We start from the raw sequence: 21,863 nt of genomic DNA, 5'->3' as shown, positions 1-21,863 counted from the left end.
CGTCGCCGGTGGTGCGGATGATCCCGCCCATGGCGACTGACGCAGGCACCGAGATCCCCCGGTTCCCGGCCGGCTTCCTGTGGGGCGTGTCGACCTCGGCCCATCAGATCGAGGGCGCGGCCGAACTGCGGGAACCGTCCGTCTGGGACGTGTTCACGGCCGGGCCGGGGCGGGTGCGGGACGGCTCGACGGCGGCGGTGGCCTGCGACCACTACCACCGCTACACCGAGGACGTGGCCCTGCTCGCGGGCCTCGGCGTGAACGCCTACCGCTTCTCCGTCTCCTGGCCCCGGGTCCTCTCCCCCGGCGGCCTGGACTTCTACGACCGCCTGGTGGACGAGCTGTGCGCGGCGGGCGTGCGGCCCGTGCCCACCCTCTTCCACTGGGACCTGCCCGCCACACTGGACTGGCTGGACCGCGACACCGCGTACCGGTTCGCCGACTACGTCTCGGTGGTGGCGGACCGCCTAGGCGACCGGGTGGCCACCTGGATCACCCTCAACGAGCCGGCGGAACACACCCTGCTGGGCCACGCCATCGGCGCCCACGCCCCCGGCCGGCGGCTGCTCTTCGACGCCCTGCCCGCCGCCCACCACCAGCTCCTCGCCCACGGCCTCGCGGTACGGGCGCTGCGCGCGGCCGGCGCGGCGGACATCGGCATCGCCAACTCCCACGGCCCGGTCCGGCCCGCCTCCGACGACCCGGCGGACGTGGCGGCGGCGGAGCTCTACGACACCCTGCTGAACCGGCTGTTCGCCGAGCCGGTGCTCCTGGGCGCGTACCCGGAGGGCACGGCCGAAGCGATGGGCGGGAACGTGGCGGAGGACCTGAAGGTCATCGCGGGGCCCGTCGACTGGTACGGGGTCAACTACTACGCGCCGACCCGGGTGGGTGCTCCCGGGGACGGCGACGGCGCGTACGGCGGGCTGGCGCTCCCCGCCGAACTGCCCTTCTCGGTACGGGAGATCGAGGGCCGCCCGGTGACCGGCTCCGGCTGGCCGGTGGTCCCCGAGGGCCTGACCGAACTGCTCACCGGCTTCCACGACCGCTACGGCGACCGGCTCCCGCCCGTCGTCATCACCGAGAACGGCTGCTCCTACGAGGGCGTCGACGACCAGGACCGCATCGCCTACCTGGACGCCCACATCCGCGCCGTCCACGCCGCCCGCGCCGCCGGGGTCGACGTCCGCGGCTACTTCGTCTGGTCCCTCCTGGACAACTTCGAGTGGTCCGAGGGCTACACCCGCCGCTTCGGCCTGGTCCACGTGGATTACCGGACGCTCAAGCGCACCCCGAAGTCGTCGTACCACTGGTACCGGAAGGTGCTGCGGGCCCAGCGCCGGTGAGGCTCAGAAGCCCAGCTTGCGCAGCTGCTTGGGGTCGCGCTGCCAGTCCTTGGCCACCTTGACGTGCAGGTCCAGGAAGACCGGCGTGCCCAGCAGCGCCTCGATGTGCTTGCGGGACTTGATGCCGACCTCCTTCAGGCGCTTGCCCTTGGGGCCGATGATGATGCCCTTCTGGCTGGGGCGCTCGATGTAGACGTTGGCGTGGATGTCGAGCAGGGGCCGGTCGGCGGGGCGGTCCTCGCGCGGGAGCATCTCCTCCACGACCACCGCGATGGAGTGCGGCAGTTCGTCCCGCACGCCCTCCAGCGCGGCCTCCCGGATCAGCTCGGCCACCATCACCTGCTCGGGCTCGTCCGTGAGATCACCCTCGGGATAGAGCGCCGGCCCCTCGGGGAGCAGCGGGATCAGCAGGTCGGCCAGCAGGTCCACCTGCTTGGCGCCGACCGCCGACACCGGCACGATCTCCGCCCACTCGATGCCCAGCTCCTTGCCCAGCTGGTCGATGGCGATCAGCTGCTCGGCGAGGGCCTTGGGGTCGACCAGGTCGGTCTTGGTGACGATCGCGACCTTCGGCGTCTTCTTGATCCCGGCCAGCTCCTTGGCGATGAACCGGTCACCGGGGCCGATCTTCTGGTCCGCCGGCAGACAGAAGCCGATGACGTCGACCTCGGCCCAGGTCGTGCGGACCACGTCGTTCAGCCGCTCGCCGAGCAGCGTGCGCGGCTTGTGCAGCCCGGGGGTGTCGACCAGGATCAGCTGCGCGTCCGGCCGGTGCACGATGCCCCGCACCGTGTGCCGGGTGGTCTGCGGACGGTTGGAGGTGATCGCCACCTTCTGCCCGACCAGAGCGTTCGTCAGGGTGGACTTGCCCGCGTTGGGGCGGCCCACGAAGCAGGCGAAGCCGGCGCGGTGGACGGACTCGGCGGGCTGCTCGGAAGTCTGGGTACGAACGCTCATGCCGCCCATTCTCCCTGATCCACGAAGCCGCGCCGCACCACCTCCGCCGGCGGCGCCCGCCGGTGGGCTTCCGGGGACCCGGCGGCGACGAAACGTCACGGAAACACACCCGTAGGCGACCGGAAACGCACACCGGTGACCCTCTGACGCAGCCCCCACCCGTTGGAGACGCCCGTGACCCTCGCCGCACCCCACGTCGACACCGGCGACACCGCCTGGCTGCTCGCCGCCACCGCCCTCGTCCTGCTGATGACCCCGGGCCTGGCCCTGTTCTACGGCGGTATGGTCCGCACGAAGAGCGTCCTCAACATGCTGATGATGAGCTTCGTGTCGATCGCCCTGGTCACGGTGGTCTGGCTGGCGGCCGGCTACTCCCTCGCCTTCGGCGACGACCTCGGCGGCGGGCTGCTCGGCGGCCTGGAGCACGCGGGGATGCGCGGCCTCGGCCCGGACAGCGTCCACGGCACCGTGCCGGCGGTGCTGTTCGCCACCTTCCAGCTGACCTTCGCGGTCATCACGGCCGCGCTGATCAGCGGCGCGGTCGCGGACCGGACGAAGTTCTCGGCGTGGCTGGTCTTCGTACCGGTGTGGACCCTGCTGGTATACGTTCCGGTCACCCACTGGGTGTGGGGCCCCGGCGGCTGGATCCTGGACCGGCTCGGCGCCCTCGACTTCGCCGGGGGGCTGCCCGTCGAGATCACCTCCGGTGCCTCCGGTCTCGCCCTGTGCCTGGTCCTCGGGCCCCGGCTGGGCTTCGGGAAAGAAGCCATGCGCCCGCACAACCTGCCCATGGTGGTCCTCGGCGCCGGTCTGCTCTGGTTCGGCTGGTTCGGGTTCAACGCCGGTTCCGCGCTCGGTGCGAACGGCCTCGCCGCCGCCGCGTTCCTGAACACGCTCGCCGCCGGCTGCACCGGCCTGCTCGGCTGGCTCTTCGTCGAGCAGCGGCGCGACGGCCACCCGACCACCCTGGGCGCCGCCTCCGGCGCGGTGGCCGGCCTGGTCGCGATCACCCCGTCCTGCGGCACGGTCTCGCTGCTCGGCGCCCTGGTCGTGGGCCTGGCCGCCGGGATCGTCTGCTCCTACGCGGTGGGCTGGAAGTTCAAGCTGGGCTACGACGACTCCCTGGACGTCGTCGGCGTCCACCTGGTCGGCGGGATCATCGGCACCCTGATGATCGGCCTGTTCGCCGAGAAGGCGATGACCGGCGGCGCCGAGGGCCTGTTCCACGGCGGCGGACCGGCCCCGCTGGGCCGGCAGTCGGTGGCGGTGGCGGCCGTGGCGGCGTACGCGTTCTCGGTGACGTACGGGCTGGGCAGACTGCTCGACAAGGTGCTGGGCTTCCGGGCGGACGAGGAGCAGGAGTACACCGGTCTGGACCTTACGGTGCACGCCGAGACCGCATACGATCACGGCGTCCTGGGCCACGCCGCCCCGGTCTCCCACTCCGCCCCGCTCTCCGCCCAGAAGGTCAAGACCCAGGCATGAAGCTCATCACCGCGATCGTCAAGCCGTACCGTCTGGACGAGGTCAAGACCGCCCTGCGGGAGCTGGGGGTGCACGGGCTGACCGTGACCGAGGCCAGCGGCTACGGCCGGCAGCGCGGACACACCGAGGTCTACCGGGGGGCCGAGTACCGGGTCGATCTGGTGCCGAAGGTGCGCATCGAGGTGGTCGTGGCGGACGCGGTCGCCGAGGACGTGATCGACGCGGTGGTCGGGGCCGCCCGGACCGGGAAGATCGGCGACGGGAAGGTGTGGGCCGTCCCCGTGGAGACGGTCGTCCGGGTGCGGACCGGCGAGCGCGGGCCCGACGCGCTCTGACCGCGGCGCCCCGGCGGCGGCCAGAGCGGCCCAAGGAAGGGTGTCAGGTGGCGGGGACGGTGGTCCGTACCGTGCCGTCGGGGGCGGCGAGGAGGACCGGCGTGCCGGAGCCGCCGAGGTCGGCCACGGCGGACAGGTCCTCGGCCGGGACCGCGTCCGCGTCGCTCACCACGGCCGCCGCCTCCAGGGACCGCGCCCCCGAGGCCGCGGCCATCGCGACGGCGGTCCGCAGCGCGCTCAGCTTCAGCGAGGGCAGCTCCACCGTCCCGGCGACATAGGTGCGCCCGGTCTCGTCCCGTACGGCCGCCCCCTCGGGCACGACGTTGCGGGCCCGCGCGGAACGGGCCAGGGTGACGATCTTGCGGTCCTCGGGGTCAAGCCCGGTGCTCTCGGTCATGCCCCGAGCATACGAAGCCGTGCCGGGTCCGCCCCGCCACGGGTATGTCACGGCCGGTCGAGCCGCAGCCGCTCCGCCCTCGGCAGACCCGCCACCACCAGGTCGTAGGAGTCCTCGATCAGCTCCCTGACCAGCCGGTCCGGCAGCCCCCCGGCGACGGTCACCGTATTCCAGTGCCGCTTGTTCATGTGCCAGCCGGGGACGATCAGCCCCTCGTGCTCGCCGCGCAGCCGGACCGCGTCCTCCGGGGCGCACTTGAGGTTGACCGTCAGGGGCCGCGCGTCCAGGGCCGTCAGGGCGAACATCTTGCCCAGCACCTTGAAGACCGAGAACTCCGGGCCGAACGGGAAGTCCTCCACCGCCGCGTCGAACGACAGGCAGAAGGCGCGCAGCTCCTCGGGGGTCACTCGGCCTTCTCCTCCTCGGCGGCCGGCCCGGCGACCGGCTCGACCAGCACCGTGACGATCTTGTTGCGGCGGCCGGCCGCGGCCTCCGCGGTCAGCCGCAGCACCCGCTCGTCGGGCAGGCCGACCTCGGCGGAGGCGCCGGCGATGGGCACCCGGCCGAGCGCCTTGGCGAGCAGCCCGCCGACGGTCTCCACGTCCTCGTCGTCGTACTCCTCCAGGCCGTACAGCTCGCCGAGGTCGGTGATGTCCAGGCGGGCGGTGACCCGGAAGCGGTCGTCGCCCAGGTCCTCCACGGGCGGCAGTTCCCGGTCGTACTCGTCGGTGATCTCGCCGACGATCTCCTCCAGGATGTCCTCGATGGTGACGATGCCCGCGGTGCCGCCGTACTCGTCGATGACGACGGCGACGTGGTTGCGTTCCTTCTGCATCTCGCGCAGCAGGTCGCCGGCGTTCTTGGTGTCGGGCACGAACACGGCCGGGCGCATCGCCGTGGACACCAGGTCGCCCTCCGCCTCCCGGCTGATGTGCGTCTTGCGGACCAGGTCCTTCAGATACACGATCCCGATGATGTCGTCCTCGCTCTCACCGGTGACCGGTATCCGCGAGAAACCCGACCTCAGGGCCAGGGTGAGGGCCTGGCGGATGGTCTTGAAGCGCTCGATGGTGACCAGGTCGGTGCGCGGGACCATGACCTCGCGCACCAGGGTGTCGCCCAGCTCGAACACCGAGTGCACCATCCGGCGCTCCTCGTCCTCGATCAGCGACTCCTTCTCGGCGAGGTCGACCAGCGCGCGCAGCTCCGCCTCGGAGGCGAACGGGCCGTGCCGGAAGCCCTTGCCGGGGGTGAGGGCGTTGCCGATGAGGATCAGCAGGTTGGGCACCGGGCCCATGATCCGGGCCAGCGGCAGCAGCACATAGGCCGCCGCGGTCGCGGTGTGGATCGGGTGCTGGCGGCCGATGGTGCGCGGGGAGACGCCGACGGCGACGTACGACACGAGGACCATCACACCGAGGGCGACCAGCAGGGCCTCCCAGGTGGTGGGGAACTCCTGGAGGCAGGCGTAGGTGACCAGGGTCGCGGCGGCCATCTCGCAGGCCACGCGGACCAGCAGGGCCACGTTCAGATAGCGGGTGGGGTCGGCGGCGACCTGGGCGAGTCTTGCGCTGCCCCGCCGGCCGGACTTCACGGCCTCCTCGGCGCGGAAGCTGGAGACGCGGGCGAGGCCCGCCTCCGCGCAGGCGGCGAGCCAGGCCACGACGACGAGCGCGATCGCGCCGAGCACGAGCTGAGCGGACATGCGGCCCGCTTACGAGACGGTCGGCGCGGGCGACGGGCCGGTCAGGCCGCGCTCGGCCCGCCAGCCGTCCACGATGGCCGCCTGGAGGCCGAACATCTCGGCCTTCTCGTCCGGCTCCTCGTGGTCGTATCCGAGCAGGTGCAGCACTCCGTGGACGGTGAGCAGCTGGAGCTCCTCGTCCATGGAGTGCCGCGTGGGCGCCTCGGCGCCCTGCCGGGCGGCGACCTCCGGGCACAGCACGATGTCCCCGAGCAGCCCCTGCGGCGGCTCGTCGTCGTCCTTGGACGGCGGCCGGAGCTCGTCCATCGGGAAGGACATGACATCGGTGGGGCCCGGCAGGTCCATCCACTGGATGTGCAGCTGCTCCATGGCGTCGGCGTCCACGACGATCACCGAGAGCTCGGAGAGCGGGTGGATGCGCATCCGCGCGAGCGCGTAGCGGGCGATGTCCAGGATCGCCTGCTCGTCTACCTCGGTGCCGGACTCGTTGTTGACGTCGATCGACATGGTCGTGCTGGTCTACTTCCCCTTGGAGCCCTTGGCACCGGTCGTGCCGCGGCCGCCCTTGGGGGAGCCGCCGTTCTCGGTGCCGTGCTTGCTGTCGTACTGCTCGTACGCGTCGACGATACGGCCCACCAGCTTGTGCCGTACGACATCGTGGGACGACAGCCGGGAGAAGTGGACGTCCTCGACGCCGTCGAGGATCTCCTGCACCTGCCGCAGGCCGGACTTCTGCCCGCCGGGCAGGTCGACCTGCGTCACGTCACCCGTGATCACGATCTTCGAGTCGAAGCCGAGGCGGGTGAGGAACATCTTCATCTGTTCGGGGCTGGTGTTCTGGGCCTCGTCCAGGATGATGAAGGCGTCGTTGAGCGTGCGGCCGCGCATGTAGGCGAGCGGCGCGACCTCGATCGTCCCGGCGGCCATCAGCCGGGGGATGGAGTCCGGGTCGATCATGTCGTGCAGCGCGTCGTACAGCGGGCGCAGATACGGGTCGATCTTCTCGTAGAGCGTGCCGGGCAGGAAGCCGAGGCGCTCGCCCGCCTCCACCGCCGGACGGGTCAGGATGATCCGGTTGACCTGCTTGGACTGCAGGGCCTGCACGGCCTTGGCCATGGCCAGGTAGGTCTTGCCGGTGCCGGCGGGGCCGATGCCGAAGACGATCGTGTGCTTGTCGATCGCGTCGACGTACCGCTTCTGGTTGAGGGTCTTGGGGCGGATGGTGCGGCCACGCGAGGACAGGATGTTCTGCGTGAGCACCTGCGCCGGGGTCTCGGGCCCGTCGTTCGTGCCGTTCTCGCTCGCCTTGAGCATGGCGATCGAGCGTTCCACTGCGTCCTCCGTCATCGGCTGCCCGGTGCGGAGCACCAGCATCATCTCGTCGAACACGCGCGAGATCAGGGCGACGTCGACGGGGTCGCCGACCGCGCTGATCTCATTGCCCCGGACGTGGATGTCGGCCGCCGGGAAGGCCCTCTCGATCACGCGCAGGAGGGAGTCGCCGGAACCCAGCACGGTCACCATGGGGTGCTGGGCGGGGACGGTGAACTGTGCTCTCGCCTGCTCCTGCGCGGGGGTGTGAGCTGTCGGTGTCTCTGTCATGGGCCGGCGCTGAAGGCCTGCGCTTCCTCCTCGTCACGGCCGCACGGCTGACGGCGGCCTCGCACTATCCAGGGTACGACGGGGGGATGACAACGCCGTAGGGCTTTTCCTACGACCGTTTTTCCGTCCTGCCGTTTTCCCGTCCTGCCGTTTTCCCGTCCCGCCTTTTTCCGTCCGGCCGTCCCGTCCTGCCGCCCTGCCGCCTTTCGTTCGCCGCCGCTCCCGCTCAGGCCGAGCGGCCGAACCCGAGGGTCGGCACGGCCCGGCGCAGCGGCCAGGGGCGGTCCAGGCGCTGGGGGACGAGATCGTCCAGGAAGGCGTACCGCGCCAGGGCCAGCGGATCCTGCCCGGGCAGGGACCGCACCTCGCGCCACCACGCCCCGATCTCCGACCAGCCGGGCGCGGACAGCGAACCGCCGAACTCCTGCACCGACAGCGCGGCCGTGAGCCCGGCGAAGGCCAGCCGGTCGGCCAGCGGCCAGCCGGCCAGGGAGCCGGTCACGAACCCGGCGACGAACACGTCCCCGGCACCGGTCGGGTCCAGCGCCTCCACGGCGATCGCGGGGACCTCGGCGGCCTCCCCGGTGCGCCGGTCCACCGCGTAGGCGCCCTCCTCGCCGAGGGTCACCACGGCCACCGGGACGTGCTCGGCCAGCGCGTGCGCGGCGGCCCGGGGGCAGTCGGCGCCGGTGTAGCGCCGGGCCTCCTCCGCGTTGGGCAGGAACGCCTCGCAGTGCTTCAGGTCGGGCAGGCCGGCCAGGTCCCACGCGCCCGTCTCGTCCCAGCCGACGTCGGCGAAGATCCGGGTGCCCGCGCGGGCGGCCGCGGCGATCCACGGGGCGCTGCGGCCCGGGGTGAGGGAGGCCACGGCGGCCCGCGCGCGGGGCGCCCGGGCGGGGGCCCCGTCGTGGCCGAAAACGGCCTCGGGCGGCGGCTCGTGCCCGTGCGAGACCATGGTCCGCTCGCCCTCGTAGGCCATGGAGACGGTGACCGGGGAGTGCCAGCCGGGCACGGTCCGCGAGGCCGAGAGGTCGATGCCCTCGCCCTGTTCCAGCGCGTCCCAGCAGTACTCGCCGTAGTGGTCGTCGCCGAACGCGGCGGCCAGCGCGGTGCGCAGGCCGAGCCGGGCCAGGGCGGCGGCCATGTTGGCGACCCCGCCGGGGCTGGAGCCCATGCCCCGGGCCCAGGACTCGGTGCCGCGCACCGGCGCCGAGTCCAGGCCGGTGAAGATGATGTCGAGGAAGACCGTGCCGGTGAGGTAGACGTCCCAGGGCGGGTCGCCGGGGGTGCGCAGCGCGGCGAGCGGGTCGACCTGGACCTGGCGGCGCGCTGCCTGGGTGAGGTATTCCGGTTCCTCTCCGGTGAGGGTGTGCGACGGCGTCACGGTGCGCTCCCTGGCGTGGTGCGGTTCTGGCCAGTGTGCACCAGGTCACGCACCGGAACGCCAGGGGCCGGTCACCGCCGGGCACTCGCCGGTCACCAGCGGGGCATCGCCGGGGTGCACCAGGCGGGGTCGGCGACGCGCATGGCCGCCGCGTCGTCGCGGTCGCGCAGGGCGCCGTCGTCGTCGGCCCACCGCCGGTGCAGGCGGGCCAGTTCGTCCCGGTCGAGTTCGACGCCGAGGCCGGGCGCGTCGGACACGGCGACCCGGCCGCCCTCGAAGGCGAGCCGCTCGGTGAGGACGTCCTCGGACTGCCAGGGGTAGTGGGAGTCGCAGGCGTGGTGCAGTTCCGGGACCGTGGCCGCCACCTGGGTCATCGCGGCGAGGCTGATGCCGAGGTGGGTGTTGGAGTGCATCGACACCCCGACCCCGAAGGCGGCGCAGATCGCGGCGAGCCGCTGGGTGTTGCGCAGTCCGCCCCAGTAGTGGTGGTCGGACAGCACGACCTGGACGGCGTCCCTGGTGAACGCCTCCTTGATCTCGCCGAAGGTGGTCACGCACATGTTGGTGGCCAGCGGCACGTCGGTGCCGGCGGCCACCTCGGCCATGGCGGGGGTGCCCAATGTCGGGTCCTCCAGGTACTCCAGGACGTCTCCCAGTTCCTCGGCGACCTTCAGGGAGGTGGCGACCGACCAGGCGCCATTGGGGTCGAGCCGCAGCGGGTGCCCGGGGAAGGCCTCGGCGAGGGCGCGGACGGCGGCGATCTCCCGCTCGGGCGGGAAGACCCCGCCCTTGAGCTTGAACGAGCCGAAGCCGTGCCGCTCGCGCAGCCGGCGGGCCTGTTCGACCACGCCGGCCGGGTCGAGCGCGGCGCCCCACTCGTCGGGTTCGGCGGGGACGCCCGCCGGGTGCCCGTCCCACTTGTAGAAGAGGTAGGCGCTGTACTCGACGGCGTCGCGGACCTTGCCGCCGAGCAGCGCGTGCACGGGCAGGCCGAGCGCCCTGCCCTGGGCGTCGAGGCAGGCGACCTCGAAGGCGGACAGCACCGACAGCCGCAGTTTGTCGGCGGTCTGCACCCCGCGCAGCCCGCCCGCGTCGGTCCCGCCCTCGACCCGGGAGGCGTCCACGGCCAGGTCGATCCCGAACAGGGCGTTCACGTCCATGACCGAGCGTCCGGTGAGCCGTTCGGCCAGCGGCCGGGCCAGCTCCAGGTACCTGGTGTCGCCGTAGGTCTCGCCGAGCCCGGTGACGCCGTCGGCGGTGACGACCTCCACGATCAGCCGCGGGGTGTACGGCTGGTGTACGCCCTGGGTGTTGAGCAGCGGCGGGTCGGCGACCAGGATCGGCGTCAGCCGTACCTCGGCGATGGTCAGATCACGGGCCACAGGGAGACTCCACCATCTCGCATCATGAATTACGTCTACATATGAGAACGAACGCTAGACGGTTCTACCCCTGGTCACCACACCCCCAAACAACACCGTGGCCGGGATCACACACCCCGGCCACGGCCGCCCCGGCACCCCTACGACACGTCGTCCCCGAACTCGTACGCGTCCACCTCGGCGAGATAGCGGGCCCGGCGCTCCTCGTCGTCCTCCAGGAAGGAGGCGAGGAAGGAGTTGCGGGCCAGCTCGCGCAGCCGGTCCCTCGACAGGCCCAGGCTCTCGTGCACGGCCGCGAAGTTGTCGCCCGCGTACCCGCCGAAGTACGCCGGGTCGTCGGAGTTGACCGTGCACAGCAGCCCGGCGTCGAGCATGGCGGGCAGCGGATGGTCGGCGAGGGTGTCGACGGTCCGCAGGCGCACGTTGGACAGCGGGCACAGGGTGAGCGGGATCCGCTCCCGGACCAGCCGCTCCACCAGCGCCGGATCCTCCACACAGCGCAGACCGTGGTCGACGCGCTCCACGCCCAGCACGTCCAGCGCCTCGGTGACGTACTCCGGCGGCCCCTCCTCACCGGCGTGCGCGACCCGGCGCAGCCCGAGCGCGGCGGCGGCCTCGTACACCTCGCGGAACTTCGCCGGGGGATGCCCGACCTCGGCGGAGTCCAGGCCGACACCGGTGATCCGGTCCAGGTACGGCCGCGCGGCCTCCAGCGTGAGCAGGGCCGACTCGGCGGACTCGTCCCGCAGGAAGCACATGATCAGCCTGGTGGAGACGCCGTGGTTCGCCTCGCTCTCCCCCAGCGCCCGCCACAGCCCCTCCACGACCGTGCCCAGCGGCACGCCCCGGGCCACATGGGCCTGCGGGTCGAAGAAGATCTCCGCGTGCCGCACGCCCTGCGCGGCGGCCCGGGCGAGGTAGGCGTTCGCCAGGTCGGCGAAGTCGTCCTCGGTGCGCAGGACGGCCATCAGCTCGTAGTACAGATTCAGGAACGACTGGAGGTCCGCGAAGCGGTAGGCCTCGCGGAGGGCGTCGGTGTCCGCGTACGGCAGGCTCACGCCGTTGCGGGCGGCCAGCTCGAACGCCAGCTCCGGCTCCAGGGTGCCTTCGATGTGGAGGTGCAGTTCTGCTTTCGGGAGAGGCATCAAAGCATCGTACGGGTGTTTTACCGGCGTTTCGGAACCGGTACCCGCAGCAGATCGTGGGCCACGGTCAGCTCCCCCGTGAACCCGGCCGCCCGCGCCTGCCGCTCGAACTCCCCGGGCTCGGTGTAGCGCTGGCTGAAGTGGGTGAGCACCAGGTGCCGCACCCCGGCGTCCCGGGCCACGGCGGCGGCCTGCCCGGCCGTCAGATGCCCGTGCTCGACGGCGAGGTCCGTGTCCTCGTCCAGGAACGTGGACTCGATCACCAGCAGGTCGCAGTCCTCCGCGAGCGCGTGCACGCCGTCGCAGAGCCGGGTGTCCATGACGAACGCGAACCGCTGTCCGCGCCGTACCTCGCTGACGTCCTCCAGGGCCACGTCCCCGAGCCGCCCCTCCCGCTGGAGCCGGCCCACGTCCGGACCCTGGATGCCGTGCGCGGCGAGCCGGTCGGGCAGCATGCGGCGGCCGTCGGGTTCGACGAGACGGTAGCCGTAGGACTCCACCGGGTGGGAGAGACGGCGGGCCTCCAGGGTGTAGGACCGGGTGACCGCGAGGAGGCCGTCGGCGGCGACCGGGGCCTCGGTGAGGGAGACGGTCTCGCGGTAGGCGGTCGCGTAGCGCAGACGCTCGAAGAAGCGCCGGCCGGAGCGCGGATAGTGCGCGGTGATCTCGTGCGGCACCTGGTCCAGGTTGATCCGCTGGATGACTCCGGCGAGGCCCAGGGAGTGGTCGCCGTGGAAATGCGTGACGCAGATCCGGTTCAGGTCGTGGGCGGCGACCCCGGCGCGCAGCATCTGCCGCTGCGTGCCCTCGCCGGGGTCGAACAGGATGCCCTCGCCGTCCCACCTCAGCAGATAGCCGTTGTGGTTGCGGTGCCGGGTCGGGACCTGGCTGGCGGTGCCGAGAACCACCAGTTCACGTACGGACACGGGCGCTTATCCGGGGGGCCACTGGAGGCCGCGGCCGCCGAGGACGTGCGCGTGGGCGTGCCAGACGGTCTGGCCGGCACCGCTGCCCGTGTTGAAGACGAGACGGTAGCTGTCGAGCCCTTCCGCGTCGGCCACGGCCTTGGTCTCGGCGAGCACGTCCGCGGCCACCTGCGGTGCTCCGGCGGCGAGAGCGGCCGCGTTCTCGTAGTGGGCCTTGGGGATGACCAGGACGTGGGTGGGGGCCTGGGGGTTTATGTCCCGGAAGGCCACGGTCGTCTCTGTCTCCCGGACGATCGCCGCCGGGATCTCGCCCGCGACGATTCGGCAGAACAGGCAGTCGTTCTGCGGCTCTCCGGCCATGCGCTGCGCTCGCTTTCAGGGGTGATCAACAGGGTTGGCATGGTAGCCCGTCGGGGGCGGGTCGGCACCGCTCAGTCCGGGAGCCCCGGAGGCGTCTTCGCGGGGTTCGTCTCCAGTGCCTCCAGCGCGAGCGCGATCGCCGCGTCCAGCTGGGCGTCCGTGCCGGAGGCCCAGTCCTGGGGCCGCTGGACGACCTCCACGTCCGGGTCCACGCCGTGGTTCTCCACGTCCCAGCCCAGGCCCTCCAGCCAGATCGCGTACTTCGGCTGGGTGACCAGGGTGCCGTCGACCAGGCGGTAGCGGCTGTCGATGCCGATGACCCCGCCCCAGGTGCGGGTGCCGACGACCGGGCCGATGCCGAGGGCCTTGATCGCCGCGTTGACGATGTCGCCGTCCGAGCCGGAGAACTCGTTGGCGACGGCGACGACCGGGCCGCGCGGCGCGTCCAGCGGATAGCTGGTGGGGCGCATGCCGCGGGCCAGGTCCCAGCCGACGATCCGGCGGGCCAGCTTCTCCACCACCAGCTGTGAGGTGTGGCCGCCGCGGTTCTCCCGGACGTCGACCACGAGTCCCTCGCGGGCGACCTCCACCCGCAGATCGCGGTGGATCTGCGCCCAGCCGGGGGCCTGCATGTCGGGGACGTGGAGATAGCCGAGGCGGCCGGCGGAGGCCGCGTGGACGTGGGCGCGGCGGTCGGCGACCCAGGCGTGGTAGCGCAGCGGCTCCTCGTCGGCGATGGGCACGACGACGGTGTGCCGGGGTTCGCCGCCGCCGGCCGGGGAGACGGTCAGCTCCACCGGATGGCCCGCCGTACCGACCAGCAGCGGGCCCGGGCCCGCCACCGGGTCGACCGGGTGGCCGGCCACCGCGATGACGGCGTCCCCGGGGCGGACCGCGACGCCGGGCGCGGCGAGCGGGGAGCGGGCCTGCGGGTCGGAGGTCTCCGACGGCAGGATCCGGTCGATCCGCCAGCTGCCGTCCTCGTGCCGGGAGATGTCGGCGCCGAGCAGGCCGAGCCGGGCGCGGCCGGAACCGCCGCGCGGGGTGACGTAGGCGTGCGAGGTGCCGAGTTCGCCGTGCACCTCCCACAGCAGGTCGACCAGGTCGCTGTGGGTGGCGAGGCGGGCCAGCAGCGGGCGGTAGCGGTCGAGGATGCCGGACCAGTCGGCGCCGCCGAGGTCGGGGCGCCAGAAGTGGTCGCGCATGAGGCGGCCGGTCTCGTCGTACATCTGCCGCCACTCGGCGGCCGGGTCGACGGTCCCCCGGACGCGGGCGAGGTCGACGGTGACGCTGGTGTCGCCGTCGTCGTCGCCGCCGGTACGGCGGTCGCTGGGCACGACCCGCAGCCGGCCGTCGCTCCACAGCAGCAGCCGTTTGCCGTCGCCGCTGACCTCGAAGTGGTCGGCGTCGGCGGCGAGGTGCTCCAGGCGGCGCTGGGCGAGGTCGTAGCGCTCCAGCTCGGTGTGCGGGTCGGAGTCCTCGGGGTGGGCACGGGTGGCGCCGAGGGCCCCCTGCACCGGGTGGCGCAGCCACAGGACGCCGTCCTTGGCGGCGCGCAGCGTGGAGTAGCGGCCGGCCTCCACCGGGAAGGGGATTATGCGGTCGGCGAGCCCTTCGAGGTCGATGCGGGTGGCGGGGGCGCCCTCGCTGTCGGGGGTCTCGTCCTTGTCGGGGGTCTCGAAGGGGCGGCCGTGGCGCTGCGGGCCGAACGGCGAGGGGGTGGTGGCGGCCAGGGTGATCAGGTGCGGGCGGGCGCCGACCACGAAGGCGAGGTCGAAGACGTGTTCGTCGTAGACCGGGTCGAAGGCGCGGTGGGAGAGGAACGCGAGGTGTTTGCCGTCGAGGGTGAAGGCGGGCGCGTAGTCCTGGAAGCGCAGCGGGGTCGCCTCGGTGACCGACAGGTCGGTGGTGTGGGCGATGCGCAGCTGGGACAGCGGGCGCGGGCCGGGGTGGGACCAGGCCAGCCAGGCGGAGTCCGGGGAGAAGGCGAGGCCGGAGACCTCGCCGTCGTCGCTCCGGTCGACCTCGCGGACCTCGCCGGTCTCGCGCTCGACCAGCAGCAGCCGGCCGTCGTGCGCGGCGACGGCGGCCCGGCCGCCGTCGGGTGCCATGGCCAGCTCCAGGACCCGGCCGAGCTGTCCGGCGGCGAGCCGGCGCGGCGGGGCGCCGGGCACGGTGCCGGTCGCCGGCGCGAACTCCAGGGCGTCCTCGCCCTCGGCGTCGGTCACCCACACCACCCACTCCTCGCCGTCGGCGCGGAAGGCGCGCGGCATCCGGGCGCGGACGCCGGGGGTGGCGGCCAGGGCGCGGGCCGGGCCGGAGCGGTGGGTGACCCAGTGGACGCCGCCGCGCACGCAGACGGCGCTGCCGCGCGCGGTGTGGCCGGGGGACGCCTCGCCGAACCAGCGGGAGGCGTTGACCGGGTACGGCCTGAGGTCCACGCGGGGCCCGCCGAGCCGTACCTCCAGCCGGCGCGGCTCGGCGCCCTCCAGGTCGTCCAGCAGCCACAGTTCACCGGCCGAGCCGTACACGATCCGGGTGCCGTCACCGGCCGCGTGCCGGGCGTAGAAGCCGTCGAGAGGGGTGTGCCGGCGCAGGTCGGAGCCGTCGGCGAGGGAGGAGTAGAGCGCGCCGGTGCCCTCGTGGTCGGAGAGGAACGCGATGCGGTCACCCGCCCACACCGGGCACTCGATGTTCCCGTCGAGGTCCTCGTGCAGCCGCACGAACTCCCCGGCGCCTTCCGCGCCTTCGGCGGCCCGGTCGATCCACAGCTTGCCCGCCGTGCCGCCCCGGTAGCGCTTCCAGTAGGCGGCCTCGCGGCCCATCGGCGCGGACAGCAGCACGGTGGCCGGGCCGAGGGCGACGCCGCCGACCGGGCCGTAGGGCAGGGTCTCGGCCGGGCCGCCGTCCAGCGGGACGGCGTGCGCCCAGGTGTGCCGGAAACTGTGCCGGCCGTGCGCGCCGAGCGCGAGGACCCGCCCGTCCGGGGTCCAGCCGCACACCTCCGTACGGGAGTTGCCCCAGTACGTCAGCCGTTTCGCGGGCCCGCCGTCGACCGGGGCGACATGCACCTCGGGGGCGCCGTCCCGGGTGGACGTCCAGGCCAGGTGCCGGCCGTCGGGCGACAGACGGGGCCGGCTCACCGGCATGTTGTCGGCGCTGACCCGCCAGGCCCGGCCGCCGTCCAGCGGAGCGAGCCATACGTCGTCCTCGGCGACGAAGGTCACCAAGTCGCCGTGCAGATGGGGGAAGCGGAGGTATCCGGAGCCGTTTGCGGTTCCCGTCGAAGCGCCCTGAGTCACCCCGTCACTCTACGCAGCGACCGGCCCGGCCCGCCCCCGGTTTCCGGTCACTCGGGGTCAGCCGCGCAGCAGCAGCCACTCCTGGAGTTCCACCAAGTTGCCCTCCGGGTCCTTCAGATGGGCCACGCGCATGCGGTCGGTCATGGGGGCCGGACCGTGCAGCAGGGCCGCGCCCCGGGCGGTGATCCCGGCACAGTAGGCGTCGAGGTCGTCGACGCGCAGCACGACCAGGGAGCGGTGCCCGGTGGCGGTGTCGCCCAGCTCGGCCAGGACCTCGGCCATCATCGAGCGGTCCTGGAGCGCGATCCCGGCGGAGCCGGTGTGCGGGCTGAACTTCTCGTACGGTCCCCCGGTCGCGCCGGACTGCGGCTTGAGGCCGAGGACATCGGCGTAGAAGCGGTAGCAGGCGGTGAAATCGCTGACCAGGAGCCGGACTTGGGCGAGTTCCACGGTGTTCTCCGAGCGGTGTTCAAGACCAGCGGCCGGTGCGCCCCAGGAGCAGGGCCGCGGCGGCGGTGCCGGCGGTGGAGGTACGCAGGACGGTCGGGCCGAGGACGTACGGCGTGGCACCGGCCTGGGCGAAGAGCGCCAGTTCCTCCGGGGAGACGCCCCCCTCGGGGCCGACGACCAGCACGATCTCGCCCTCGGTGGGCAGCGGTGCGGTGGCCAGCCGGTCCGTGCCGCTCTCGTGGAGTACGGCGGCGAAGTCGGCGCGGGCGAGCAGCGCGGCCACCTGCTTGGTCGTCGCCGCGTCCGCGACCTCGGGGAAGCGGACCCGGCGGGACTGCTTGCCGGCCTCGCGGGCGGTGGCCCGCCACTTGCCGAGCGCCTTCAGCCCGCGGTCGCCCTTCCACTGGGTGATGCAGCGGGACGCCTGCCAGGGCACGATCGCGTCGACGCCGACCTCGGTCATGGTCTCGACGGCGACCTCCCCGCGGTCCCCCTTGGGCAGGGCCTGCACGACGGTGATCCGCGGGCTGGGCGCCGGTTCCTCGGCCACCGGGTCCATGCGGACGATCAGCCGGTCCTTGCCCTCGGTGCCGGTCACCTCGCACACCGCGTAGCGCCCGGCGCCGTCGGTGAGGACGACCTCCTCGCCGGGCCGCAGCCGCTTCACGGAGACCGCGTGGCGGCCCTCGGCGCCCTCCAGGACGTACCGGTCGCCGTCCGGCTTCCAGTGCTCCACGACGAAGACAGGGGCGGTCACGCGCCCTCACCCCCCTTACGGGACTCGTCCGACAACGCTGTCCGGGCCTCGGCGAGTTCCGCCGCCAGCACCTCCACCAGCCGTCCGGCCGGCAGTTCCCGGGCCATCCGGTGGCCCTGCCCCGCCCACAGCGCCATGCCCTGCGCGTCACCGGCCTTGGCGGCGGCCTTGCGCAGCGGCGAGGTGAGGTGGTGGACCTCCGGGTAGGCGGCGGGCGCGTACGGGCCGTGCTCGCGCAGGAACCGGTTGACCAGGGAGCGGGCCGGGCGGCCGGTGAAGGCGCGGGTCAGCCGGGTGCGCGCGAAGAGGGGGTCGGTCAGCGCCCGTTTGTGCGGGTCGGGCGCGCCGGACTCCTCGGTGGCGAGGAAGGCGGTGCCGAGCTGCGCCGCGTCGGCGCCGGCCGCGAGGACGGCGGCGATCTGGCCGCCGCGCATCAGGCCGCCGGCGGCGACGACCGGGATGTCCACGGCCTCGCGGACCTGCGCGAGCAGCGACAGCAGTCCGACGCCGGCGCCGTCGTTCTCGGGCGAGTCGCGGTGCGTGCCCTGATGGCCGCCGGCCTCCACGCCCTGCGCGATCACCGCGTCCGCGCCGGCCGCCTCGACCGCGCGGGCCTCCTCCGCGGTGGTGGCGGTGACCAGGGTGAGGGTCCCGGCCCGGCGCAGCCGCGCGACGACCTCGCGGTCCGGCACGCCGAAGTGGAAGGAGACCACCGGGACCGGGTCGTCGAGCAGGACGGCGAGCTTGGCGTCGTAGCCGTCGTCCCGGCCGCCGTCCGGGTCGCCCAGCTCGGTCTCGTACCAGGCGGCCTCGCCGGCCAGCTGGTGGGCGTAGACCTCGACGGCGCCGGACTCCGCGTGCTCGGGCTGCGGCATGAACAGGTTGACGCCGAACGGCCGGCTCGTGAGCCCGCGCAGCCGCTTGATCTCCTGGTACATCCCGTCGGCGGTCTTGTAGCCGGCGGCGAGGAACCCGAGGCCGCCGGCGTCGGAGACGGCGGCGGCGAGCTGCGGGACGGAGACTCCGCCCGCCATGGGGGCCTGCACGATCGGGAGGGGGAGGAGATCGGTCAGCGGGGAGGACATGACGGCATGGTGTCACGTCCCCGGGACCGGTCCGAATCGGGGCATCCCCCGGAATATCCCCGAGGCACCCCCGACATGCCCCGGGGATGCCCGCCGGGCTCGGCGCCTTCGGGGACGCGTCCCTCAGCCGACGTCAGCGACCGTCGAACGCGTCCCTCAGACGACGTCAGCGACCGTTGAACGCGTCCTTCAGCCGGGAGAACAGGCCCTGCTGACCCGGCTGGAACTGGCCCTGGGGGCGTTCCTCGCCGCGGAGCTTGGCCAGCTCGCGCAGCAGGCGCTCCTGCTCGGGGTCGAGCTTGGTCGGGGTCTGCACCTCGACGTGCACGACCAGGTCGCCCCGGCCGCCGCCGCGCAGATGCGTGACACCGCGGTCGTGCAGCGGGATCGACTGGCCGGACTGGGTGCCGGGCCGGATGTCGACCTCCTCCATGCCGTCCAGCGTCTCCAGCGGGACCTTGGTGCCGAGCGCCGCGGCCGTCATCGGGATGGTGACCGTGCAGTGCAGGTCGTCGCCGCGCCGCTGGAAGGTCGGGTGCGGCAGCTCGTGGATCTCCACGTACAGGTCGCCGGCCGGGCCGCCGCCGGGGCCGACCTCGCCCTCGCCCGCGAGCTGGATCCGGGTGCCGTTGTCGACACCGGCCGGGATCTTCACGGTGAGCGTGCGGCGCGAGCGCACGCGGCCGTCGCCGGCGCACTCCGGGCACGGGGTCGGCACGACCGTGCCGAAGCCCTGGCACTGCGGGCACGGCCGGGAGGTCATGACCTGGCCCAGGAAGGACCGGGTGACCTGCGAGACCTCGCCCCGGCCGCGGCACATGTCACACGTCTGGGCGGACGTGCCGGGCGCCGCGCCCTCGCCGTTGCAGGTGTTGCAGACGATGGCGGTGTCGACCTGGATGTCCTTGGTCGTCCCGAAGGCCGCCTCGTCCAGCTCGACCTCGATCCGGATCATCGCGTCCTGGCCGCGCCGGGTGCGCGAGCGCGGCCCGCGCTGCGACGCCGTACCGAAGAACGCGTCCATGATGTCGGAGAAGTTGCCGAAGCCGCCGGCCCCGAAGCCGCCCGCGCCGGCGCCGCCGGACTGCGAGAGCGGGTCGCCGCCGAGGTCGTAGACCTGCTTCTTCTGCGGGTCCGACAGCACCTCGTAGGCGGCGTTGATCTCCTTGAACCGCTCCTGGGTCTTCGGATCCGGGTTGACGTCCGGGTGCAGCTCGCGCGCGAGCCGCCGGAACGCCTTCTTGATCTCATCCTGCGACGCGTCGCGGCGCACGCCGAGAACGGCGTAGTAGTCCGTGGCCACTTACGACTCCGCCAGGATCTGTCCGACGTACCGTGCCACTGCGCGTACCGCTCCCATCGTTCCCGGGTAGTCCATGCGGGTCGGTCCGACCACGCCGAGCTTGGCAACCGCCTCGCCGCCCGAACCGTAGCCGACCGACACGACGGACGTGGAGTTGAGTCCCTCGTGGGCGTTCTCGTGGCCGATGCGCACGGTCACGCCCGGGTCCTTCGCCTCGCCGAGGAGCTTGAGGAGCACGACCTGCTCCTCCAGTGCCTCCAGGACGGGCCGGATCGTGAGGGGAAAGTCGTGTCCGAAGCGGGTGAGATTGGCGGTACCGCCGATCATCAGCCGCTCCTCGTTCTCCTCCACGAGTGTCTCCAGCAGGGTGGAGAGCACCGTGGAGACCGTACCGCGGTCCTCCGGATCGAAGGCGTCCGGCAGGTCCTCGACCAGCTTGGGCACATCGGTGAACCGGCGGCCCGCGACCCTGCTGTTCAGCCGGGCCCGCAGATCCGCCAGCGAGGCCTCGCCGAACGGGGCCGGGCAGTCGACCATACGCTGCTCGACCCGGCCGGTGTCGGTGATCAGCACGAGCATCACGCGCGCCGGGGCGAGCGAGAGCAGCTCCACGTGCCGGACCGTGGACCGGGTCAGCGACGGATACTGCACGACGGCGACCTGCCGGGTCAGCTGCGCGAGCAGCCGCACCGTGCGCGCCACGACGTCGTCGAGGTCGACGGCGCCCTCCAGGAAGTTCTGGATCGCGCGGCGCTCGGGCGCGGTCATCGGCTTCACGCCCGCGAGCTTGTCCACGAACAGACGGTAGCCCTTGTCGGTGGGGATGCGCCCCGCGCTGGTGTGCGGCTGCGCGATGTACCCCTCGTCCTCCAGGGCCGCCATGTCGTTGCGGACGGTGGCCGGGGAGACGCCGAGGTTGTGCCGCTCGGTGAGCGCCTTGGAACCGACCGGCTCCTCGGTGCCCACATAGTCCTGGACGATGGCGCGCAGCACCTGAAGCCTGCGTTCACTCAGCATCCGCGCGCACCTCCAGCACGTCGTCCCTCGTCCCATCGGGTCGTCCGCCTGGCACTCTTCCCACGCGAGTGCCAGCATTCCCCGGCCCAGTGTACGGCCGTCGGGTACACCCGGGGCAAGGTCGGCCCGCCCCGCCGGGTCCTACCGCTAGCGTCGCGGGTATGACCGTGACTTGGGAAGAGCTGGGGTGGGAACGGCTGGCGGCCGGGGTGGGACGGTGCCGGCTGCCGGGCTGGGACTGCACGGCGGGGCTGGTCGTGGGCGAGGGGACGGCGCTGCTCGTGGACGCCGGTTCGAGCCTGGCGGAGGGGGCCCGGCTGCGCGCGCGGGCCGAGGATCTGGCGGGCGGCCGTGTGACCCATCTCGCGCTCACCCACCCCCACTTCGACCATGTGTTCGGCGCGGCCGCGTTCGCCGGGGCGGAGGTGTACGGGGCGGTCGGCCTGGACGCCGTGTTCGCGTTCGAGCGGGCGGAGCTGCGGCTGGACGCGGTGCGCAACGGGCTGCCGGTCGCCGACGCCGACGAGGCGGTGGACGCGCTGGTGGCCCCCCGGCACCCGGTGTCCGGCGAGTGGACGCTGGACCTCGGCGGCGGCCGCCAGGCGCTGCTGGCCAACGTGGGTCCGGGCCACACGGCCCACGACCTCGCGGTGCTGATCCCCGGCTCCCCGGAGATCGTCTTCTGCGGCGACCTGGTGGAGGAGTCCGGCGAGCCCCAGGCCGGCCCGGACGCGGTCCCCGCCCGCTGGCCGGACGCCCTGGACCGGCTGGTGGCGCTGGGCGGCGAGGACGCACTGTACGTGCCCGGGCACGGGGCGGTGGTGGACGCGGCGTTCGTACGGCGTCAACGGGACGAGCTGGCGGCACGGTTCGGCGTGATCTGAACGGCGTTCCGGTTCGGATTCCGGCGTGTCGCACTTGTCAC

Annotated in this window: 21 protein-coding genes; 4 read left to right on the top strand and 17 right to left on the bottom strand. The window is 73.0% G+C overall.

Annotated features, from left to right (window positions below; translation table 11 throughout):
- The first annotated feature begins 29 nt into the window (after window positions 1-29).
- Window positions 30-1,346: a GH1 family beta-glucosidase gene (locus tag ABD350_RS08245; RefSeq protein WP_344347139.1), complete on the top strand. Its 1,317-nt coding sequence runs from the start codon at window positions 30-32 to the stop codon at window positions 1,344-1,346.
- Between the two features lie 3 nt (window positions 1,347-1,349).
- Here ABD350_RS08245 and era read toward each other — a convergent pair whose 3' ends face one another.
- Complete coding sequence (era, locus tag ABD350_RS08240) at window positions 1,350-2,303, bottom strand: GTPase Era (RefSeq protein ID WP_344347137.1); 954 nt, start codon at window positions 2,301-2,303, stop codon at window positions 1,350-1,352.
- 174 nt (window positions 2,304-2,477) lie between these two features.
- Between era and ABD350_RS08235 the strand changes: the two genes are divergently transcribed.
- Both ABD350_RS08235 and ABD350_RS08230 read left to right on the top strand, forming a co-directional pair.
- Window positions 2,478-3,788, top strand: a complete 1,311-nt coding sequence (locus ABD350_RS08235; protein ID WP_344347135.1) for an ammonium transporter — start codon at window positions 2,478-2,480, stop codon at window positions 3,786-3,788.
- Complete coding sequence (locus tag ABD350_RS08230; protein WP_344347134.1) at window positions 3,785-4,123, top strand: P-II family nitrogen regulator; 339 nt, start codon at window positions 3,785-3,787, stop codon at window positions 4,121-4,123. The genes ABD350_RS08235 and ABD350_RS08230 overlap by 4 nt, the downstream gene beginning before the upstream one ends.
- Before the next feature lie 43 nt (window positions 4,124-4,166).
- Here the strand turns inward: ABD350_RS08230 and ABD350_RS08225 are convergent, their stop codons facing one another.
- The 16 genes from ABD350_RS08225 to hrcA form a co-directional block, all read right to left on the bottom strand.
- Entirely contained in the window at window positions 4,167-4,520 is a 354-nt protein-coding gene (locus tag ABD350_RS08225; RefSeq protein WP_344347133.1) for a cytidine deaminase, read from the bottom strand.
- Window positions 4,521-4,567: 47 nt separating this feature from the next.
- On the bottom strand, window positions 4,568-4,927 hold the full coding sequence (locus ABD350_RS08220; RefSeq protein ID WP_344347132.1) for an MmcQ/YjbR family DNA-binding protein: 360 nt from the start codon (window positions 4,925-4,927) through the stop codon (window positions 4,568-4,570).
- On the bottom strand, window positions 4,924-6,225 hold the full coding sequence (locus ABD350_RS08215) for a hemolysin family protein (protein WP_344347130.1): 1,302 nt from the start codon (window positions 6,223-6,225) through the stop codon (window positions 4,924-4,926). Before ABD350_RS08215 ends, ABD350_RS08220 begins: the two co-directional genes overlap by 4 nt.
- A gap of 9 nt (window positions 6,226-6,234) precedes the next feature.
- Window positions 6,235-6,732: an rRNA maturation RNase YbeY gene (gene ybeY, locus ABD350_RS08210; protein WP_030777220.1), complete on the bottom strand. Its 498-nt coding sequence runs from the start codon at window positions 6,730-6,732 to the stop codon at window positions 6,235-6,237.
- Window positions 6,733-6,744: 12 nt separating this feature from the next.
- Entirely contained in the window at window positions 6,745-7,827 is a 1,083-nt protein-coding gene (locus tag ABD350_RS08205; RefSeq protein WP_344347129.1) for a PhoH family protein, read from the bottom strand.
- A 226-nt stretch (window positions 7,828-8,053) separates the two neighbouring features.
- Entirely contained in the window at window positions 8,054-9,211 is a 1,158-nt protein-coding gene (locus ABD350_RS08200; RefSeq protein ID WP_344347128.1) for a carbohydrate kinase family protein, read from the bottom strand.
- 92 nt (window positions 9,212-9,303) lie between these two features.
- Window positions 9,304-10,593 (bottom strand): glucarate dehydratase family protein, encoded by a 1,290-nt coding sequence (locus tag ABD350_RS08195; RefSeq protein ID WP_344347127.1) that lies wholly within the window; start codon window positions 10,591-10,593, stop codon window positions 9,304-9,306.
- 140 nt (window positions 10,594-10,733) lie between these two features.
- Window positions 10,734-11,738 carry an adenosine deaminase gene (locus ABD350_RS08190; protein ID WP_344347125.1) on the bottom strand — a complete coding sequence of 335 codons (1,005 nt, stop codon included), beginning with the start codon at window positions 11,736-11,738 and terminating at the stop codon, window positions 10,734-10,736.
- A 20-nt stretch (window positions 11,739-11,758) separates the two neighbouring features.
- Complete coding sequence (locus ABD350_RS08185; RefSeq protein ID WP_344347124.1) at window positions 11,759-12,664, bottom strand: ribonuclease Z; 906 nt, start codon at window positions 12,662-12,664, stop codon at window positions 11,759-11,761.
- 6 nt (window positions 12,665-12,670) lie between these two features.
- Window positions 12,671-13,024, bottom strand: a complete 354-nt coding sequence (locus ABD350_RS08180; protein WP_344347123.1) for a histidine triad nucleotide-binding protein — start codon at window positions 13,022-13,024, stop codon at window positions 12,671-12,673.
- 71 nt (window positions 13,025-13,095) lie between these two features.
- The gene (locus ABD350_RS08175) at window positions 13,096-16,326 is read right to left on the bottom strand and encodes a S41 family peptidase (RefSeq protein ID WP_344347122.1); all 3,231 of its coding nucleotides are present in this window, start codon (window positions 16,324-16,326) and stop codon (window positions 13,096-13,098) included.
- Between the two features lie 57 nt (window positions 16,327-16,383).
- Complete coding sequence (locus tag ABD350_RS08170) at window positions 16,384-16,776, bottom strand: VOC family protein (RefSeq protein WP_344347121.1); 393 nt, start codon at window positions 16,774-16,776, stop codon at window positions 16,384-16,386.
- Window positions 16,777-16,795: 19 nt separating this feature from the next.
- On the bottom strand, window positions 16,796-17,533 hold the full coding sequence (locus ABD350_RS08165; protein WP_344347119.1) for a 16S rRNA (uracil(1498)-N(3))-methyltransferase: 738 nt from the start codon (window positions 17,531-17,533) through the stop codon (window positions 16,796-16,798).
- Entirely contained in the window at window positions 17,530-18,618 is a 1,089-nt protein-coding gene (locus tag ABD350_RS08160) for a nitronate monooxygenase (RefSeq protein WP_344347118.1), read from the bottom strand. Before ABD350_RS08160 ends, ABD350_RS08165 begins: the two co-directional genes overlap by 4 nt.
- Before the next feature lie 166 nt (window positions 18,619-18,784).
- The gene (gene dnaJ / locus ABD350_RS08155; RefSeq protein ID WP_189756483.1) at window positions 18,785-19,921 is read right to left on the bottom strand and encodes a molecular chaperone DnaJ; all 1,137 of its coding nucleotides are present in this window, start codon (window positions 19,919-19,921) and stop codon (window positions 18,785-18,787) included.
- The gene (hrcA, locus tag ABD350_RS08150) at window positions 19,922-20,938 is read right to left on the bottom strand and encodes a heat-inducible transcriptional repressor HrcA (RefSeq protein WP_014672649.1); all 1,017 of its coding nucleotides are present in this window, start codon (window positions 20,936-20,938) and stop codon (window positions 19,922-19,924) included.
- Between the two features lie 161 nt (window positions 20,939-21,099).
- Here hrcA and ABD350_RS08145 point away from each other — a divergent pair, with 161 nt between their 5' ends.
- Window positions 21,100-21,822 (top strand): MBL fold metallo-hydrolase, encoded by a 723-nt coding sequence (locus tag ABD350_RS08145; protein ID WP_344347117.1) that lies wholly within the window; start codon window positions 21,100-21,102, stop codon window positions 21,820-21,822.
- Window positions 21,823-21,863: the final 41 nt, after the last annotated feature.

The sequence above is a fragment of the Streptomyces nogalater genome, from assembly GCF_039532885.1.
In the GTDB taxonomy this organism is placed as follows: Bacteria; Actinomycetota; Actinomycetes; order Streptomycetales; family Streptomycetaceae; genus Streptomyces; species Streptomyces nogalater.
The sequence above is the reverse complement of the archived record's forward strand: the minus strand, read 5'-3'. Positions and strand labels throughout refer to the sequence as shown.

Excerpts from the sequence above, each read along its gene's own strand:
- ABD350_RS08245 (WP_344347139.1), top strand. The coding sequence starts at position 30 with ATGGCGACTGACGCAGGCACCGAGATCCCCCGGTTCCCGGCCGGCTTC.
- era (WP_344347137.1), bottom strand. The coding sequence starts at position 2,303 with ATGAGCGTTCGTACCCAGACTTCCGAGCAGCCCGCCGAGTCCGTCCAC.
- ABD350_RS08230 (WP_344347134.1), top strand. The coding sequence starts at position 3,785 with ATGAAGCTCATCACCGCGATCGTCAAGCCGTACCGTCTGGACGAGGTC.
- ABD350_RS08225 (WP_344347133.1), bottom strand. The coding sequence starts at position 4,520 with ATGACCGAGAGCACCGGGCTTGACCCCGAGGACCGCAAGATCGTCACC.
- ABD350_RS08215 (WP_344347130.1), bottom strand. The coding sequence starts at position 6,225 with ATGTCCGCTCAGCTCGTGCTCGGCGCGATCGCGCTCGTCGTCGTGGCC.
- ybeY (WP_030777220.1), bottom strand. The coding sequence starts at position 6,732 with ATGTCGATCGACGTCAACAACGAGTCCGGCACCGAGGTAGACGAGCAG.
- ABD350_RS08205 (WP_344347129.1), bottom strand. The coding sequence starts at position 7,827 with ATGACAGAGACACCGACAGCTCACACCCCCGCGCAGGAGCAGGCGAGA.
- ABD350_RS08190 (WP_344347125.1), bottom strand. The coding sequence starts at position 11,738 with ATGCCTCTCCCGAAAGCAGAACTGCACCTCCACATCGAAGGCACCCTG.
- ABD350_RS08180 (WP_344347123.1), bottom strand. The coding sequence starts at position 13,024 with ATGGCCGGAGAGCCGCAGAACGACTGCCTGTTCTGCCGAATCGTCGCG.
- ABD350_RS08160 (WP_344347118.1), bottom strand. The coding sequence starts at position 18,618 with ATGTCCTCCCCGCTGACCGATCTCCTCCCCCTCCCGATCGTGCAGGCC.
- hrcA (WP_014672649.1), bottom strand. The coding sequence starts at position 20,938 with ATGCTGAGTGAACGCAGGCTTCAGGTGCTGCGCGCCATCGTCCAGGAC.
- ABD350_RS08145 (WP_344347117.1), top strand. The coding sequence starts at position 21,100 with ATGACCGTGACTTGGGAAGAGCTGGGGTGGGAACGGCTGGCGGCCGGG.